Source organism: Pseudomonas sp. COW5 (assembly GCF_026240005.1).
Classification (GTDB): Bacteria; Pseudomonadota; Gammaproteobacteria; order Pseudomonadales; family Pseudomonadaceae; genus Aquipseudomonas; species Aquipseudomonas kribbensis.
In genome coordinates this window covers 4,522,302-4,539,128 of the sequence record NZ_JAPHVP010000001.1, presented here as the reverse complement: position 1 = coordinate 4,539,128, position 16,827 = coordinate 4,522,302, and the positions used below count along the sequence as shown (strand labels likewise).

The window sequence follows — 16,827 nt, the reverse complement described above, 5'->3', positions numbered from 1 at the left end:
GTTCCGATGAGGGCTGAAGTCACTGCCGATACTGCGGCTCCTCCTCATCAAGAATGCCCATCAATGCACTGAAATGCTTGTCGGCAAACCCCGGATAGTCCAGCCATTGCCGACAGGTCTTGCGCGCCACTTCATCGCTGACCACACGCAATTCGCGCCCGGTCGCCAACGCCGTGATGTACACCTCGCAAGCCCGCTCGAAGTAATACAAATCATCGAACGCCTGAGCCACGCTCGGCGCCGCAACCAGCAAGCCGTGATTGCCCATCAGCAGGATCGGCCTGTCACCGAGCAACCTGCTCACCCGCTCCGCCTCTTCACCCAACCCCATGCCGTCAAAGCCTTCATCAATCGCCACCCGCTCGAAGAACCGCATGCTGTTCTGCTCGATCGGTGGCAGGCGCGAGTCCTTCAGGCAGGCCAGCGTCGTCGCGTATTTGCTGTGGGTGTGCAGGATGCAACGGGCCTGGGGCTGGTTGCGGTGCAAAGCGCTGTGCAAGGCCCAGGCGGTGATGTCCGGGGCATCCGGGCGGTCGAGACTGGCCGGATCGTCGGCGTCGAGCAACAGCAGATCACTGGCGCGGATCCGCGAGAAATGTTTGCCGTAAGGATTGATCAGAAACTCGCGGCCGTCCGGTGAAGTGGCCACGCTGAAATGATTGGCGATGGACTCGTGCAGGTTCAAGCGCGCGGCCCAGCGCAGGGCGCAGGCCAGCTGGATTCTCAGTTGTTCGACGTTGTCGTGCATGGCGCGGCCTCCCGGTTTCACCCGAGTGTAGAGCGCATGCTTTTATCGACTTGACGGGAAACGACAGTGGCTGCCGTTTTGAGCGGGGAATCCATCAGAAGCGGGAGCGAGCTGGCTCGCTCCCGCCGGTTTCACTCACGGTGAATCAACCTTTTCCGTCGATCCCTGCTTGCAGGGACTGACTGTCCAGATGCCCGCTCAGGGTCACCGGGCCGACCTTCAGGTTGCCGTTCTCAAGGGAGACCTTCGGTGCGTTTTCTTCGGTTTTGTGCGGCAGGTCCAGGCCGGCTTTCACGCCGTAGTCGCGGTTGCTCAGGTCGGTGCTGCTGACCTTCGAACCACCCAGATCGACCTTGCCTTCAGTGGCGGAAATCCGCGCGCCGGTCAGCTGCGTAGTGCCGCCGACGGTGAGGTTCACACCCTGGCTACCGCTGATGCCGGAAGCCTGTTTCACGCTGTCCTTGTGCGCGTATTCGCCTTCGGCTTTCAGCGTCGGCTTGTAGTCGGTGCCCGCGAGTTTTCCCTTGTCGTCGGCCGGGGTTTTCTTGGCGGTCAGGCCCAGATCGACATCGACCTTGGCGTGAGTGCTGGAGTCCTGACGGCTTTCGACCGACAGATCACCGGCCACGTTGCCGCTGACATTGCGCGCATCAATCCGCGCACCGCTCAGGCTCGCATCACCTGCGCTGTTCAGCACCACAGTGTCAGCCTTGATCTGGCTGTTCTGCTGGGTGGTGCCTTGCAGGTAATCCACGCCGACCTTGGCCCCGACATTGAAGCCGTGATCGCTGCTGACTTTTTCATCGGCGGCGGTCGGTGTGCTTTTGCTCAGATTGCCACCGGCATTCAACGCCACATTCCAGTTGTTGCGGTTGTCGGTGGACTGCGCGGACTCCTGAACGTAACCGCCCTTCTGCGCGTCGATGTTGACGTTTGGCGCGCTGACCTGAGTGCCTTGCAGGCGCACCGAGTCGCCGCTCAGCGCAATGCCGTTCTGGCTGTTGAGCTGACCACCGGTGAGGGTCTGCGTGTTCTCGTTGACCCGACCGATGTTGAAGTTGCCGCTGAGGTTGCCGCCCTGATCGCGGCTCTTCTCACTGCTGGTTTTGCTGCCGCCCGCCTTCAAACCGCCGCCAAGATTGCTGCCGGTGGCGACGTGCGTGTCAGTGGCCGCTTGCAGGTCGAGCTTGCCGTCGGCCTTCAGGTCGATAGCGTCAGCGCTGTCGATCTTCGTGCCCTGCTGAACCTGATTGCCGCCGCTGCTCAATTGCACCGGGCCGTTACCGCTGATGCTGGCGACATGCGCCTGGGTGTCGGTGGTCTGGTTGACTTTGTGATCGAGCTGGAACCCGGCGCCGAGATCGACATTGGTGCCATCGGTACCCGGCAAGGTGCCGACGGTCAGCGAGCCGTTGCCGCGCAGGCTGGAGCTGTCGCTGCTTTGACGGTCGTTGGCCTGATTCAGGGCCAGATCACCGCCGGTCTTGACGCTGACACCGCCCTGGCCGCCGTCGAAACGACTGCCTTCGAACTGTGCGTCGCGGGCGACATTGATGTTCACGCCCTGATTGCCAGCGTAACCGCCGACCACCGCCGTGGAACTGTCCTTGCTCGACTGGCGGCTGCCACCCGCGCCACTGCCGGCCACGTTCACGTCTTCACCGGTCTTGGTGTAGACGCGCACATCGACCTTGGCATCCACCGCATTGTCGGTACTGCTGCGGGTGTTGTTCGCAGCATCGGCCACCAGTTTGTCGGCGCTGATGTTCACGTTGCCGGCGCTGGCGTTGTACTGCGTGCCCTGATCGTGCAGCGTGCCGCCGACCTTCACGTCCACGGTCTGGCCGTCGAACCGGCTGACCACGGCATTGCTGCTCTGCTCGGTTTTATCGGCGCTGGCGTGACCGACCGCCACGTCGATACCGACATTCGGCTGACCGAGATTGGCCAATGCGTCCTTGTCCGGCACCTTGCCGTCGAGCACGTCTTTCACCGCGCCGGCAATCGGCCGGGCGATGTCTTTGTACTCGACGTTGGCGCCGATGTCCGCCGACCAGCTGCTCTCCTTGTGGGTGCTGCTCTCGGTGTTGCTGGCGGCACGGTTGTCGACTTCGTTGGCGGCGACGTTCAGGCCGTTGCCGGACTTGAGCTGCGCGCCTTCGGTGGCGAGTTTGTCCGCATTGATGTTGAGGCTGCCGCTGCTCTGCACGCCGGTGGTTTGCGCGGTGGTTTTAGCGGTGGTGTCTTGCGAGGTGTTGTGCGAGAAATCCACGCCGCTGCCCGCGCGGTCGAGACCGCCGGTGTAGTAGAAACCACCGCCAGTGCTGCGGGTCTCGGTCGAGGTGCTATGGCTGTCCTGCTCGGCCAGCAACGAGACGTTCTTGCCGCTCAGCGTGGTGTCGCCAGCGGTGGATTTCACCTCGGCGCCCTTGAGCGTCACGTCGCCGCCCGCCTTCACCTGCACGGTGCCGCCGCTGAGGCTGGAACCCTGCTGCGTGACATCGTTGGCGGTGACGGTCTGGGATTTGTCTTCGTAATGCACGCCGGCGCGATACTGCTCCGCCGTCTGCTCCTTGGCGTAGGCGTCGAAGCCACGGGTCTGCGTGCTGTTGCTGCTGTCGTGAGTGTTCTGCGTCGAATGCACATTCACATCACCCGCCGCATCCGCCGTCAGCGAACCACCGGCCTTGACCGTGGAGCCGGCGACTTCGATGTCCTTGGCACTTTTCAGCTTGAGGTTGCTGTCGGAAGCCAGCTCGCTGCGCACCGTGGTGCTGTCCTTGCTGTTCTGCCGGGACTCGTCCTTGGTGATGCCGAAGAACTTGCTGTCCTTGTCATGGTTGTTGCTGTGCGAAGTGTCCTGCACGCCGTCGATGGTCAGCGAACCGTTGTCGCTGATGACGCTGGCGTCTTTGGCGCCACGCACCTGGCTGCCGCTGATGCGCACGTCGTCGGCCTTGACCAGCAGCTTGCCGGCGGCGTTGATCTTGCTGCCCTGGTGCTGGGTCTGGCCCTTGTCGGCGTCGCCGGTCTTGCCGAAGAAACCGCCGCCGACCAGATCACCGGAATAACGGTTGTCGCTGCTGCGATTGGTGCGGGTCGCGGTGGTGATTTCCACCTGTTTGCCGGCCAGTTGCAGGTCACCGGCGCTGTCGATTTCGGCGCCTTCGGAGCGCAACAGCGCAGCGGTTTGCAGGGCGATGTTGCCGCCCTTCAACTGGCTGGTGACGCTGCGCTGCTCTTCGCTGCTGCTGTCCCAGTCGGCTTTCCACAGGTGTTTGCGGTGCTTGCCCTGATCGGTTTGCACATGGCTTTCAGTGGCGGCGGTCAGGCGCAGATCGCCGCCGCTTTGCACGCTGAGGTTGTTCTTCGCGTCGACCTTGGCGGCTTTCAGTTCGGTGTCTTTGCCGGACGACAGTTGCGCGTCGCGGCTGGCAATGATCTGGCTGCCGTGCTGGCGCGAATCGCTGTCGGTCTTGGTGCGCTCGTAGGTTTCCCAGGTGATGCCGATGGTGCTGTTGTTCCAGTTCTCGCGCTGCTCCTGGAGCTTGCGGCTTTCGACGGTGGTCAGGGTCAGGTTGCGCTTGGCATCGACCTTGACGTCACGACCGCTGACATCGGTGGCGGCCAAAGTCAGGTTCTTGCCGCTGTGCAGGCCGACGTCGCCCTGGCTGCTGCGGATGCCGGCACGGGTCACGTCGAGGCTGTCCGGGATCGCCTGGCCGCTGACGCTCAAGTCGCCAGCCGAACGGATCTGCACACCGTCACGCCCGGCGATTTGCACCGCGCCGACCTTCACGCCCGCGCCTTCAGCGGTGCTGACAATGTTGATGCGCCCGGCCTGCATCGCGCCGAACAGGCTGGCGTCGATCCGTTGATCGGTGGTGTTGCCTGCCGGGTCCACGGCTTTCACCTGGCCGCTGGCGTAGTCGACCTGATTGCGCCCGACGGTGAGATTCAGTTGATCACGCGCAGTGATCGCACCCTGGCTGTCGATGCGCGGGGCGATCAGATTGATCGAGCCTTCGCCGTTACGCAGCCCGCCGCCCTGAATCTGCAACTGACCGGTGGCGTCGCGGGTGCTCAGGGCTTGCAGTTTTCCGTCGTTCAGCTCGGGACGGCCGACCACCAGATTGGCGTTCGGCGTGTTGATGAAGCTGCCGCCGTTCACCGAAATGCCGTTCGGGTTGGCGAGCACATAGTCGGCAGCGCGACCGAAGATTTCCTGGGCGCCGTTGATGGCCGACGGATTGCGGCTGATCACTTCGTTGAGGATCACGCTCGCGGCTTGCCCCTGCAATTGCGGGTTGGCCGCCAGTTGCCCGGCGAGCTGCGATTGCCCGGCCTGCAAGGCGTTGTTCAACACCAGGCCCTGACGGTCGACGTTGTAGTCGAGGAACTGGTTGTGCGACAGGCCCGAGCCGTTGGGCGCAACGATGTTGACGATCGGGACGCCGCCCTGGGTCTGCAATTGCGCGGTGCCGCCGGGGCCGGGCGCGACCACCACACCGCCGGCCATGGCGCCCGGCAGATGAGCGACCAGGAACAGGCTGGCGATGGCCCAGCGCAGTTTGCCCCGTGGGGAAAGATGAAACGCAAAGGTGTTCATTGGCATAAAAAACTCTCCATGTAGTGCGGCATCACGTTGCGCGTTGAGTTGAAGGCCACGGCTGTCGCGCTCAGGTCCGATGGCTGTTGTTCACTGACGTTCATATCTGTAATCCGACCCGCATCAGCCAGGTTTCAGGCTCGCGGTGCAGGCCGGTCGGGGTGTTGAGGCTGCGCTGGTAATCGACATCCACCTGCAGGTTTTTCCAGCCCAGATTGAGACCGATGCTGGCGCCGCTCAGGCGTTGAACCGGGGCGCCGTGATCGGCCTTGATCCAGCCGTGGTCGAGGCCGACACGCGGGGTGAGTTGCACCGGCAAATCGCTGCGCAGCGGCAGGCGCAAGGTGTTGCGCCAGATCGCACCGCTGGCACCGGACGCGCTGCTGACCCGGTAACCGCGCACGGCGGAATCGTCGGTGCCGAGCAGTTGTTCGATGGCCGGCAGCGGATCCGGGCTGTACTGCACGTTCAGTTGGCTCTGCCATTGCCAGGCTTGCGCGCCGAGCTGGCCGTTGCGCCATTGGCTGAGGCCGGCGCGGTACTTGCGAAACTGTGCCTTGGGCAGGTTCTTGACCTGGTGATCGGCATCGTCGTCAGCACCGAGCCAGCGCAGGCCCTGGGCGTAGTTGAAATCCAGATTCCACACCGCGCGGTCGAGCCAGAACAGATTGAGCCCGGCCTCGGCCACGGTCAGGGTCGGGCTCTGGATGCCGAGGCGGACGTTTTCCAGATAGCTGTCGACGTCCTTGTGCGCCAGTTGCAGGTTGGCGCTGAGCTGATGGCTCTGGTCGCGCCACAACACGCGGTCGGCGCGCAGGCTGAGTTGATCGGTGATGCCGGTGCTGTACAGCGTCGTGCCCGGCAGTTTGAACGGCGCACGGTATTCGGCATGGCTGGCAAACGTGCTGAACGTCCAGTAGCCATAAGGAATTGCGTAATAGAGGCTGGCGTTACGGTTGTAGCGGTCGCCCTGGTTGAGGGTGTCGCTGGCACTCACGCTCAACAGGTCGTTGAGTTCCAGCGGACTGTCGAGGCTCAGGGTCAGCGTGTTGCGATCGCGCCCGGTGCTGGCGCTGCCGAGGTTGTCGAAACCGGCACCGAGGGACCAGCGTGACTGTCCCGAGGTCCGTGAACGCAGGATGATTTTAGACGCGCCGGGCTGGCTGCCGGGGGCGATGTCAGCGGTCAGATCGAGGGAGCGCAGGCGGTTCAACTGATCAAGGCCCTGCTCCAGATCCCGCAGGTTCAACGGCTTGCCGAGCATGCCCGGGAATGCGCCACCGAGAGACACCGGCAGGCTCTGGTCGGCCAGTTCGATGGACTCGATGTAGCCTTCGTCGATCAGGATATCCAGCGACTGCCCCGCCGCTGGCGCGCTGCTCAGATATGGCCGGCTGGCGATGTAGCCCTTCTCCACGTAGAGCGCGGTGATGGTCGCCAGCAGATGATTGATCTGGCCGACACCCATGCACGGCGCCAGCAATGGCTGGATGCGCGCGTTGAGCTTGTCTTTGTCGATTAACGTGACGCCGCCGATGCGCGTGCCGCTCAGGGGCCAGCAGCGTTCGTCGGGCTTGATCGAATCGGGAATGGCCGGGGTGGCAGGCGTCGGGCCGAACGCGCCGCGCTCCAGTTGCCGTTTGCGCTGTTCAAGTTGCAGTTGTTGCAGATCGCGCTGTTGCTGTTGCTGCTGGCGCAGCACTTCCTGGCCTGGATTCGACAGTTCGGCGGCGAAAACGCTGGGCGCACACACACTCAACAACAAGGCCGACAACAGCGGACGAGGCAGATAACTACGACGAGAAACAGCGCGAATCGAATACGGCACTCAACATCCTTGCAATCAAATGGCTTAATGCCATCCCATCAATTGCAGTGATAGTCAGAGCCTTCCTACACAAATGCAAGACGCTTCCTACATCGCTTACATTTCTTAAACAAATGCGTTTTTAGCACGGATCGCCAGCGATAACGCCAGCAAGTTGCAGATCATCAGGGTTTCCCCGAGGGCCTGAGACCAGGCGGCCAACATCAATCCCGCACCAATCAGCAGGTAATAAAACAGCCCCAGCAATGCACCGGCGGTGCCCAAACGATCCGTGTAATTGCGCAAGGCTGCGCCGAGGATATTCGGGATTGCCATGCCGAACGCCAGTATCACAAGGAGCATCGGCAGCACGAACCAGACGTACGCTTCCAGCAGCCAAACGCCGATGCCACCGAGCAAACCGGTGAGCGCTGCCAGGCGAATCAACTGCAGCGGGCGACAACCGGTTTGCAGCAATTTTTTGTTAAGCCATGCTCCAAACCCTGAGGCCAGCGCGAGCATCACGCCGCTGTAGCCGAACCACTCGCCGCTCAGGCCGAGACGTTCGAACCGGAAAGGTCCGAGGCTGTAATAGCTGAACAACGCCACGTTGAACGATGCGATCCACAGCGCCGAACGCCAGATGCCCGGATCGCGCAACATGTCGCCCATGGTTGCGAACAGGCCGACGGAGGTGAGTTGTGGCGGACGGGTTTCCGGCAGGTTGCGCCAACTCCAGATCCACAAGATCGATGCCAGCAGCAACAACGCAACGAGCACACCGCGATAGCCGAAGCCTTGAACCAGACTCGCCCCGCTGAACAGACCGATGGCCGGGCTGGCCGCCAGCGCCATGCCCACCAAAGAAAACACCTGGGCCAGTTCGGTTCCGCGAAAACGGTCGCGCAACAGCGTCTGGGTCACCACCGAGCCAACAGCAGCGCCGAATGCCGCCAGCGCCTGGGCCATCAACAGACCGTTGAAACTGCGCACGCTCAAGCCAATTACGCAGGCAAGCGCATAAATCGCCAGACCGGCGAGCATCGAAGGCCGCCGGCCAACCCGGTCGCACACCCGCCCCCACGTCACCACGCCAAAGGCAAACGCCAGGAAGTACACCGACAATGTCTGCGCCGCCACTTGCGGACCGACATCGAACGCACGGCCGATATCCCCAAGCGCCGGGCTGAACAACGTCTGGGCGATCTGCGGGAACATCAGCAGTGCAATCGCCAACATCAAAAACGTTCTATGGCTCATCACCATGACTCCTCAACAAAAACGCCGAGGAGTTTAAAAAGCCGTGGCTGGCGTATTATCCGAACCCTGACAATTTATCGTTGAAACCGGACAACCCATGGCCTGGCTCGAAGCCCACGACCGTTTTGACCCGGATCGCTTCCCGGCGCCGGTCATCGGCATCGCCTCCACCCTTGGCGATCACGACTCCGGCCTGCATCGGCATCAGCGCGGGCAATTGCTCTACACCCGACAGGGCTGCACCCGCATCACGCTGGCGCAGCAGTTGTGTCTGCTACCGCCGTCGCGGGCGGCGTGGATTCCCGGCGGCGTCACGCATCGGGCGGTGATGCAACAAAGCGTTGATTACCGCTCCATCTACCTGACGCCCGAGTTGTGCCGCGAGCTGCCACAACAGGTTTGCGTGATCGAGGTCAGCCCGCTGCTGCGCGCCGTGCTGGAACCGATGGCGATTGCCGATTTCGCCACCGATTGGCAGCAGGGCAAATTCGTCCATCTGCTGGGGCTGTACCTGAGTGAAATCCGCGAGGCGGCGCAGCAGCCGATGCTTTTACCCCTGCCGCAAGACAAGCGTCTCGCCCCCCTGCTCGCACGGCCCGAGCAATTGCCACCGGAACTGCAAGTGCTGGAGCAACAGATCGGCGCCAGCAGCCGCACCATCGGCCGGATCTTCCAGAAAGAAACCGGCATGAGCTATCAGCAATGGCGCCAGCAGTGGCGACTGATGCGCGCCATGGAGTTGCTCGCCACCGGACGCAACCTCGGCTATTGCGCGTTTGAACTGGGCTTCGCCAGCGACAGCGCATTCATTGCGTTCTTCAAATCCATGACCGGCAGTACACCCGGCGCCTGGCTCAGATAAGTAACTGACGACCGGCGATAAAAATCAATTGCCACAAAATATTACTCGCGTCATATTACAGCCGTAATAACACCCTCGCTTCGCAGGTATTACGCCATGACCAGCATGCCCACCGTTGAACCCGACCTCGCCGTTCCGGTCAGCGCCCCCAAACCTCCCCTGCTCAAACGCCTGCTGTTGCCGACTGCGGGGCTGGCCGCGCTGGTATTCGCCGGGCTGTATGCCGTGCATTGGTGGGGCGCCGGACGCTTTCTCGAAGAGACCGACGATGCCTACATCGGCGGCGATGTCACGGTGATCGGGCCGAAAGTCGCCGGTTACATCGAAGAGGTGCTGGTCAGCGACAACCAGCCAGTGAAGGCCGGCGATGTGCTGATCCGCCTCGACGCCCGGGACTACCGCGCCAATCTGGCCAAGGCCGAAGGTGCCGTCGCCGCTGAAGAAGCGTTGCTGGCCAATCTCGACGCTACCGAACAACTGCAACAGGCAGTGATCGGCCAGGCCCGCGCCGGCATCGATGCTGCCGGCGCCGAAACCGCCCGGTCCCGGGATGACAACGCACGCTACAAACGCCTGGTCACCACCAATGCAGTCTCGGTGGAAGCCGCGCAACGGGCCGACGCCACCTTCAAGACCGCCCAAGCCTTGAGCGCAAAAGCCCAGGCCGAACTGCTCGCTGCGCAACGCCAGCTCTCGGTGATCGAAACCCAGAAACAACAGGCCCGCGCCGCCCTTCAGCAAGCCCGGGCCGAGCGCGATCTGGCACAACTCAACCTCGGCTACACCGAATTGCGCGCCCCGGTCGATGGCGTGATCGGCAACCGTCGCGCGCGGGTCGGCGCTTACGCCCAGGCCGGTTCGCAACAGTTGTCGGTGGTGCCGGCCAGTGGTCTGTGGGTCGATGCCAATTTCAAAGAGGACCAACTGGCGCGGATGAAGCCGGGCCAGCGCGTGAGCATCCGTGCCGATGTGCTGTCCGGCCAGGAATTCCACGGTCGCCTCGACAGCCTCGCCCCGGCCACCGGCTCGCAGTTCAGTGTGCTGCCGCCGGAAAACGCCACCGGCAACTTCACCAAGATCGTGCAGCGTGTGCCGGTGCGGATCCTGCTCGACCCCGCCGACAGTGTGCTCGGCCACCTGCGCCCGGGCCTGTCAGTGACCGCTGAAGTCGACACCCGTGCCCAGCCTGAAACCACCGCCGTGGCCAGCGCGCCATGAGCCGCGCCCTCGCCGTCCCTGCACAGCCGTTCAATGCCGCCGAGATGGCGACGGCGACTAAGGTGTTCGCCTTCGCCACGATGTGCATCGGCATGTTCATCGCGCTGCTGGACATCCAGATCGTCTCGGCTTCGCTGCGGGATATCGGCGGCGGGCTGTCCGCCGGCACCGATGAAACGGCGTGGGTGCAGACCAGTTACCTGATCGCCGAGATCATCGTGATCCCGCTGTCGGGCTGGCTGTCGCGGGTGTTCTCCACGCGTTGGTTGTTTTGCGCTTCGGCAGTCGGTTTCACCCTTGCCAGCCTGTTGTGCGGCGCAGCCTGGAACATCCAGAGCATGATTGCCTTTCGGGCGCTGCAAGGGTTTCTCGGCGGCTCGATGATTCCGCTGGTGTTCACCACGGCGTTCTTTTTCTTCACCGGTAAACAGCGAGTAATTGCAGCCGCGACCATCGGCGCCGTGGCGTCGCTGGCACCCACATTGGGCCCGGTGATCGGCGGCTGGATCACCGACATTTCGTCCTGGCACTGGCTGTTCTACATCAACCTGGTGCCAGGGATTTTCGTTGCCGTGGCGGTGCCGATGCTGGTGAAGATCGACCAGCCGGAACTGTCGCTGCTCAAGGGCGCGGATTATCTGAGCATGGTGTTTCTGGCGCTGTTTCTCGGCTGCCTGGAATACACCCTCGAAGAAGGCCCACGCTGGAACTGGTTCAGCGACCAGACCATCCTCACCACCGCGTGGATCAGCGCCCTGGCCGGCGTGGCGTTCGTCGGCCGCACGCTGCACGTGGCCAATCCGATCGTCGACCTACGCGCCCTCAAGGATCGCAATTTCGCCCTCGGCTGCTTCTTTTCCTTCGTCACCGGCATCGGCCTGTTCGCGACGATTTACCTGACGCCGTTGTTTCTCGGCCGGGTGCGCGGTTACGGGGCGCTGGACATTGGTCTGGCGGTTTTCTCCACCGGGGTGTTCCAGATCATGGCGATCCCGCTGTACGCCTTTCTGGCCAATCGCATCGACCTGCGCTGGATCATGATGGCCGGCCTGGCGTTGTTCGCCCTATCGATGTGGGAATTCAGTCCGATCACCCACGATTGGGGTGCCGGGCAGTTGATGTTGCCGCAAGCCCTGCGCGGGATTGCCCAGCAACTGGCGGTGCCGCCAGCGGTGACGCTGACATTGGGTGGTCTGGCCCCGGCGCGTTTGAAACACGCCTCGGGCCTGTTCAATCTGATGCGCAACCTGGGCGGTGCAATCGGGATCGCCGCGTGCGCGACCATTCTCAACGACCGCACCAACCTGCACTTCACCCGGTTGGCGGAGCATCTGAACAGCAGCAACGAAGCCTTGAACCAGTGGCTGGCCCAGGTCGGCGGCAACTTCGCCGCACTGGGTCAGAGCGGTGACGTGGGCATCACCGCCGGCCTGCATCAATTATGGCTGCTGACCTACCGCGAGGCGCAGACCCAGACCTACGGCGATACGTTCCTGATGATCATGGTGTGCTTCGTGATCGCCACGGCGATGGTGCCCTTGATGCGCAAGGTGCAACCACCGGCCGCGCCGAGTGCCGATGCACATTGACCGATCAGGCTTGTGGGGTTTTGCGAAAGCCCACGGCCAGACGGTTCCAGCTGTTGATGGTGCTGATCGCCACGGTCAGGTCGACCATTTCTTTCGGCGAGAACTGGGCAGCGACGGCATCGTAATCTTCGTCCGGGGCGTGGGTCAGGCTCAGTTGGGTCAGGGATTCGGTCCACAGCAGCGCGGCGCGTTCACGGTCGGTGAAGAACGGCGCTTCACGCCAGGCCGTCACGGCGAACAGCCGACGTGGGGTTTCGCCACCCTTGATCGCGTCAGCGGTATGCATGTCGATGCAGAACGCACAGCCGTTGATTTGCGAGGCGCGCAGTTTCACCAGTTCGATCAGGGTCTTTTCCAGCGGCAGTTTCGAGACCGCGGTTTCCAGGGCGATCATCGCTTTCAGGGCGTCTGGGGAAGCGGTGTAGAAATCGGCACGAGGTTTCATGGTGGTTCTCCGGGGCGAGTGAATGTGTGGCTACGTTAGTCCCGGGGCCGGGCCAAACAAATAGCCAATCTCCCGGAAGACGGGTAGGCCACTCCTTTCTGGCGCCAGAAAAGAAAGTGCAACAGGGCAATTGCCAGCGCTCGTTCCGCGCCACTAGAATGCGATCAATTCTTAATTGCACTCTAATTGCAGCCAGGCATCGGATGCCCGCAACGAGTATCTGCCGCCCATGTCGTCTTTCGATCCGCCATTGAATCAGCAAGTCCAGACGCTCTACAGCGAACACCACGGGTGGCTGCAGGGCTGGTTGCAACGCAAGCTGGGTAATCGCTGCGATGCGGCCGACCTGGCGCACGATACGTTTCTGCGCCTGCTCAGCCGTCAGGTGGTCAAACCGCTGGGCAGCGAACCCCGGGCACTGCTGACGCACATTGCCAAAGGTCTGGTGATCGACCGCTGGCGGCGCCAGGACATCGAGCGCGCCTACCTGGAAACCATCGCCAGCCTGCCCGCCGCCGAGGTGCCGTCGCCGGAAACCCGCTACCTGATTCTCGAAACCCTGTGGCGCATCGAAGCCTTGCTGCGCGAGTTGCCGGCGCAGACCCGCGACACCTTTCTGCTGTCGCAGATCGAAGGCCTGACCTACGCGCAGATTGCCACACGCCTGAATGTTTCGCTGATTACCGTCAAACGCCACATGCGTGCCGCGTTCATTGCCTGCCTGAGTGTCGCCTGATGAGTTCGTCGATGATCAATCCGCAGATTCTCGGTGAAGCCGCCGATTGGCTGGTGCAGTTGCATTCGGGCACGGCCTCCCCGTCCGATCATCAGGCCATCGCCCAATGGCGCAGCCGCAGCGCCGAACACGCGATCGCCTGGCAACGGGCCGAAGCCCTGCTCGGTGATTTGCGCAGTGTGCCGGCCAACGTCGCGATCCAGACCCTGCAACGGGCTTCGCGCAAGGAAGGCCTCAGCCGTCGCCAGACCCTCACCCGCCTCGGCCTGCTGTTGATGGCCGGGCCGCTGGGTATCGCCTCGCAACATGTGCCGTGGCAGCAATGGACCGCCGACCAGCGCACCGCCGTCGGCGAACAAAAGAATCTGCAATTGCCGGACGGCACCCAATTGCTGCTCAACACCGACAGTGCCGTAAACATCGCTTATAGCCCGGTCGAGCGCCGAGTCTTGTTACTCAACGGCGAGGTGCTGATCAACACCGCCAGCGATGCTGCCGCCCGCCCGTTCATTGTCGAAACCCCGCAAGGCCTCGCCCGCGCGCTCGGCACGCGGTTCTGCGTGCGCACCGAGGGTTCGCGCAGCCTGGTGTCGGTGCTGGAGGGCCAGGTCCAAATCACCCCTGAATTGCTCAAGCAAAACGCGATCATCAAGGCCGGCGAACGCCAGCGCTTCAAGCTGAACGGCTTCGACAGCGCCGAAACCTTCGACACCGCCAGCCTGGCCTGGGACAAGGGCATGCTGCTGGCCAGCAACATGCGTCTGGACGAATTGCTCGGCGAACTGAGCCGTTACCGTCGAGGCGTCTTGCGCTGTCATCCGGACGTCGCGGCGATGCGTGTGTCCGGGGCGTTTTCCCTGCGTGACACCGACGCCAGCCTGCGTCTGCTCAGCGACACCCTGCCGCTGAACATCAACAGCCTGACCCGTTACTGGCTGTCGGTGGAGCCTCGCGTCTGAGCCCTCGAAAAAATTTTCAATGTTCACTGATACCTTTTCGCGCCTCGTCCGGTGAGTGGATAGACCTTTTATTTCCACGCGCCCGACAGGATCGCCGAATGACCGCATTGCCCACGTCTCGCCCCGCCACTTTTCCACTCAAAGCCCTGAGCCTGGCCCTGGCTTTCGGCGCACTGTTGCCGACTGTCGGCCACGCCGCCAACAGCGTCAGCGAAAGTGCCAGCCAAAACGTCAACATCGGCCCGGGCTTGCTCAGCCATGTGCTGGCGCAATTTGCGGTCAGCGTCGGCGTGCCGCTGTCGTTCGACCCGGCACAACTCGGTAATCGCCAGAGCCCGGGCCTGCAAGGCAATTACACCGCGCAAAGCGGTTTTGCCCGGCTGCTGGAAGGCAGTGGTTTCGAACTGATCAGCACCGGCGACAACGGCTACACCGTGGCGCCGAAAGTCGCGGCGGACGGCGCGCTGGAACTGGGCGCCACCACCGTCAGCGCCCTGCACGACAGCAGCGACGACACCTACGGCGGCGAACAGGTCGCCCGCCGCGCGCAGGTCGGCATGCTCGGCAATCAGGCAGTCAACGACCTGCCCTTCAGCGTCACCAGCTACACCGCCAAAACCATGGCCGATCAGCAAGCGCAAACCATCGGCGATGTGTTGCTCAACGATGCCTCCGTGCGCCAGTCCAACGGCTTCGGCAACTTCTCGCAGATGTTCATGATCCGTGGTCTGCCGCTGGCCTCCGATGACATTTCCTATAACGGCCTGTACGGCGTGCTGCCCCGACAGATCATCGCCACCGAAGCGCTGGATCGGGTGGAACTGTTCAAGGGCCCGAACGCATTCGTCAACGGTGTCACCCCGAGCGGCAGCGGCATAGGCGGCGGGATCAACCTGCAACCGAAACGCGCCCTGGACACCCCGACCCGCAGCATCACGCTCGACTACAGCGCCGACGGCCGGGTCGGCACGCATCTGGACCTCGGCCAGCGTTTTGGCGAAGACAACCGCTTCGGCGCGCGGGTCAACCTGATGCAGCGCGAAGGCGACACCGCCGTTGATCAAGAAGACCAGCGTTCGTCGCTGTTCAGCGTCGGCCTCGACTATCGCGGCGAGCGCCTGCGGGTCTCGACCGATTTCGGCTATCAGAAGCAGGTGATCAATCAGGGCCGCTCGGTGATCTACGTCGACTCAAGCCTGAGCAAAGCCCCCAAGGTGCCGCACGCAAACGCCAGCTACGCCCAGAGCTGGAGCTACTCGCAGCTCGAGGACACCTTCGGTATGGCCCGCGCCGAATATGACCTGAACGATAACTGGACCGCTTATGTGTCCGGTGGCGCCAAGCACACCCGGGAAAACGGCGTGTACTCGTCGCTGACCGTCACCGACCTCAACGGCAGCGCCCGTGGCGGCATGCTCTATCCGCCCCACGACGAGGACAATCAAAGTGCAATGGCCGGCCTCAACGGTCACTTCGACACGGGCCCCGTCAGCCATCAGTTGAACCTCGGCTGGGCGGGCATCTGGGGTGAGCAACGCTCGGCGTTCGAAACCATCGGCAACGCCTCGCGCTACTCCACCAATCTGTACAACGTCACCGACAAACCGCGCCCGCCGGCCACCTCGTTCGCCGGTGACATTAACGATCCGCGTGTCGTCGGCAAGAACACCCTGCGCAGCGAAGCGATTTCCGACACCCTCGGTTTCCTCGATGATCGCGTGCTGCTGACCCTCGGTCTGCGCCGCCAGCAAATGAAGGTCGATGGCTGGGCCACGGCCACCGGGGCGCGCACTTCGAGTTACGACGAATCGATCACCACTCCGGTCTACGGCCTGGTCATCAAGCCCTGGGAACACGTGTCGTTCTACGCCAACCGCATCGAAGGCCTGGCCAAGGGCCCGACGCCACCGACCAGCGCGATCAACCGCGACGAAACCTTCGCCCCGGTGCGCAGCAAACAGGTCGAGGCCGGCGTGCGGCTGGACATGGGCAGCTATGGCGCCAGCCTCGGCGTCTACCGCATCGAGCAACCGTCGAGCTACACCCAGGACGGGATCTTCCGGGTCGACGGCCAGCAGACCAACAAGGGCGTGGAACTCAACGTCTACGGTGAACCCGTCGACGGCTTGCGCCTGCTCAGCGGCGCGACGGTGATGAAGACCGAACTCGACGGCAGCAGCAACGGCGTCAACGACGGCAACCGCGCCATCGGCGTGCCACGCTTCCAGTTCAACATCGGCGCCGACTGGGATGTTCCGGGACTCGAAGGCGCAGCCCTCACCGCCCGTATGTTGCGCACTGGCGGCCAATACCTGAACGCGGCCAACACCCAGAGCATCCCGTCGTGGAACCGCTTCGATCTCGGCTCGCGCTACGCCTTCAAACTCGATGAAAAGCAGATCACCCTGCGCGCCAATCTGGAAAACGTCGCCAACGAAGCCTATTGGGCCTCGGCCAATGGCGGCTACCTGACCCAAGGCGCACCGCGCACGTTGAAGGTTTCGGCCACCGTGGATTTCTGAGTACCGCTGGTCACCCGGTCGGCACCAAGCGATGCGCGCTTCAGACCAATATCAGGTAAATCCCCTTTCTGG

11 protein-coding genes are annotated in these 16,827 nt (G+C 62.9%); 6 read left to right on the top strand and 5 right to left on the bottom strand.

The annotated features are described in order from the left end of the window. Positions 1 to 19: 19 nt before the first annotated feature. The 4 genes from OQ248_RS20755 to OQ248_RS20740 form a co-directional block, all read right to left on the bottom strand. Entirely contained in the window at positions 20 to 748 is a 729-nt protein-coding gene (locus OQ248_RS20755; protein ID WP_265813826.1) for a class II aldolase and adducin N-terminal domain-containing protein, read from the bottom strand. A 145-nt stretch (positions 749 to 893) separates the two neighbouring features. After that, positions 894 to 5,363: a hemagglutinin repeat-containing protein gene (locus tag OQ248_RS20750; RefSeq protein WP_265813825.1), complete on the bottom strand. Its 4,470-nt coding sequence runs from the start codon at positions 5,361 to 5,363 to the stop codon at positions 894 to 896. 94 nt (positions 5,364 to 5,457) lie between these two features. Continuing rightward, on the bottom strand, positions 5,458 to 7,185 hold the full coding sequence (locus OQ248_RS20745; RefSeq protein WP_265813823.1) for a ShlB/FhaC/HecB family hemolysin secretion/activation protein: 1,728 nt from the start codon (positions 7,183 to 7,185) through the stop codon (positions 5,458 to 5,460). A 105-nt stretch (positions 7,186 to 7,290) separates the two neighbouring features. Continuing rightward, positions 7,291 to 8,424 (bottom strand): MFS transporter, encoded by a 1,134-nt coding sequence (locus tag OQ248_RS20740; protein WP_265813822.1) that lies wholly within the window; start codon positions 8,422 to 8,424, stop codon positions 7,291 to 7,293. Positions 8,425 to 8,521: 97 nt separating this feature from the next. Between OQ248_RS20740 and OQ248_RS20735 the strand changes: the two genes are divergently transcribed. The 3 genes from OQ248_RS20735 (at position 8,522) to OQ248_RS20725 (ending at position 12,093) form a co-directional block, all read left to right on the top strand. After that, a complete protein-coding gene (locus tag OQ248_RS20735; protein WP_265813821.1) occupies positions 8,522 to 9,286 on the top strand; it encodes a helix-turn-helix transcriptional regulator in 765 nt (254 codons plus the stop codon). Positions 9,287 to 9,382: 96 nt separating this feature from the next. Then, on the top strand, positions 9,383 to 10,504 hold the full coding sequence (locus OQ248_RS20730; protein ID WP_265813820.1) for an HlyD family secretion protein: 1,122 nt from the start codon (positions 9,383 to 9,385) through the stop codon (positions 10,502 to 10,504). Continuing rightward, the gene (locus OQ248_RS20725; protein WP_096822022.1) at positions 10,501 to 12,093 is read left to right on the top strand and encodes a DHA2 family efflux MFS transporter permease subunit; all 1,593 of its coding nucleotides are present in this window, start codon (positions 10,501 to 10,503) and stop codon (positions 12,091 to 12,093) included. Before OQ248_RS20730 ends, OQ248_RS20725 begins: the two co-directional genes overlap by 4 nt. Positions 12,094 to 12,097: 4 nt before the next feature. Here OQ248_RS20725 and OQ248_RS20720 read toward each other — a convergent pair whose 3' ends face one another. Beyond that, positions 12,098 to 12,538, bottom strand: coding sequence for a carboxymuconolactone decarboxylase family protein (locus tag OQ248_RS20720; RefSeq protein WP_265813819.1), 441 nt, complete (start codon positions 12,536 to 12,538; stop codon positions 12,098 to 12,100). A gap of 229 nt (positions 12,539 to 12,767) precedes the next feature. Here OQ248_RS20720 and OQ248_RS20715 point away from each other — a divergent pair, with 229 nt between their 5' ends. From OQ248_RS20715 to OQ248_RS20705, 3 genes are all read left to right on the top strand, one after another. Next, on the top strand, positions 12,768 to 13,274 hold the full coding sequence (locus tag OQ248_RS20715) for a sigma-70 family RNA polymerase sigma factor (protein WP_192552064.1): 507 nt from the start codon (positions 12,768 to 12,770) through the stop codon (positions 13,272 to 13,274). Continuing rightward, a complete protein-coding gene (locus OQ248_RS20710; RefSeq protein WP_119428478.1) occupies positions 13,274 to 14,233 on the top strand; it encodes a FecR domain-containing protein in 960 nt (319 codons plus the stop codon). The genes OQ248_RS20715 and OQ248_RS20710 overlap by 1 nt, the downstream gene beginning before the upstream one ends. A 98-nt stretch (positions 14,234 to 14,331) precedes the next feature. After that, positions 14,332 to 16,755 (top strand): TonB-dependent receptor, encoded by a 2,424-nt coding sequence (locus OQ248_RS20705; RefSeq protein ID WP_265813818.1) that lies wholly within the window; start codon positions 14,332 to 14,334, stop codon positions 16,753 to 16,755. Positions 16,756 to 16,827: the final 72 nt, after the last annotated feature.

Coding starts and splice junctions, on each gene's coding strand:
- OQ248_RS20755 (WP_265813826.1), bottom strand. CDS start 748: ATGCACGACAACGTCGAACAACTGAGAATCCAGCTGGCCTGCGCCCTG.
- OQ248_RS20750 (WP_265813825.1), bottom strand. CDS start 5,363: ATGCCAATGAACACCTTTGCGTTTCATCTTTCCCCACGGGGCAAACTG.
- OQ248_RS20740 (WP_265813822.1), bottom strand. CDS start 8,424: ATGAGCCATAGAACGTTTTTGATGTTGGCGATTGCACTGCTGATGTTC.
- OQ248_RS20735 (WP_265813821.1), top strand. CDS start 8,522: ATGGCCTGGCTCGAAGCCCACGACCGTTTTGACCCGGATCGCTTCCCG.
- OQ248_RS20730 (WP_265813820.1), top strand. CDS start 9,383: ATGACCAGCATGCCCACCGTTGAACCCGACCTCGCCGTTCCGGTCAGC.
- OQ248_RS20725 (WP_096822022.1), top strand. CDS start 10,501: ATGAGCCGCGCCCTCGCCGTCCCTGCACAGCCGTTCAATGCCGCCGAG.
- OQ248_RS20720 (WP_265813819.1), bottom strand. CDS start 12,538: ATGAAACCTCGTGCCGATTTCTACACCGCTTCCCCAGACGCCCTGAAA.
- OQ248_RS20715 (WP_192552064.1), top strand. CDS start 12,768: ATGTCGTCTTTCGATCCGCCATTGAATCAGCAAGTCCAGACGCTCTAC.
- OQ248_RS20710 (WP_119428478.1), top strand. CDS start 13,274: ATGAGTTCGTCGATGATCAATCCGCAGATTCTCGGTGAAGCCGCCGAT.
- OQ248_RS20705 (WP_265813818.1), top strand. CDS start 14,332: ATGACCGCATTGCCCACGTCTCGCCCCGCCACTTTTCCACTCAAAGCC.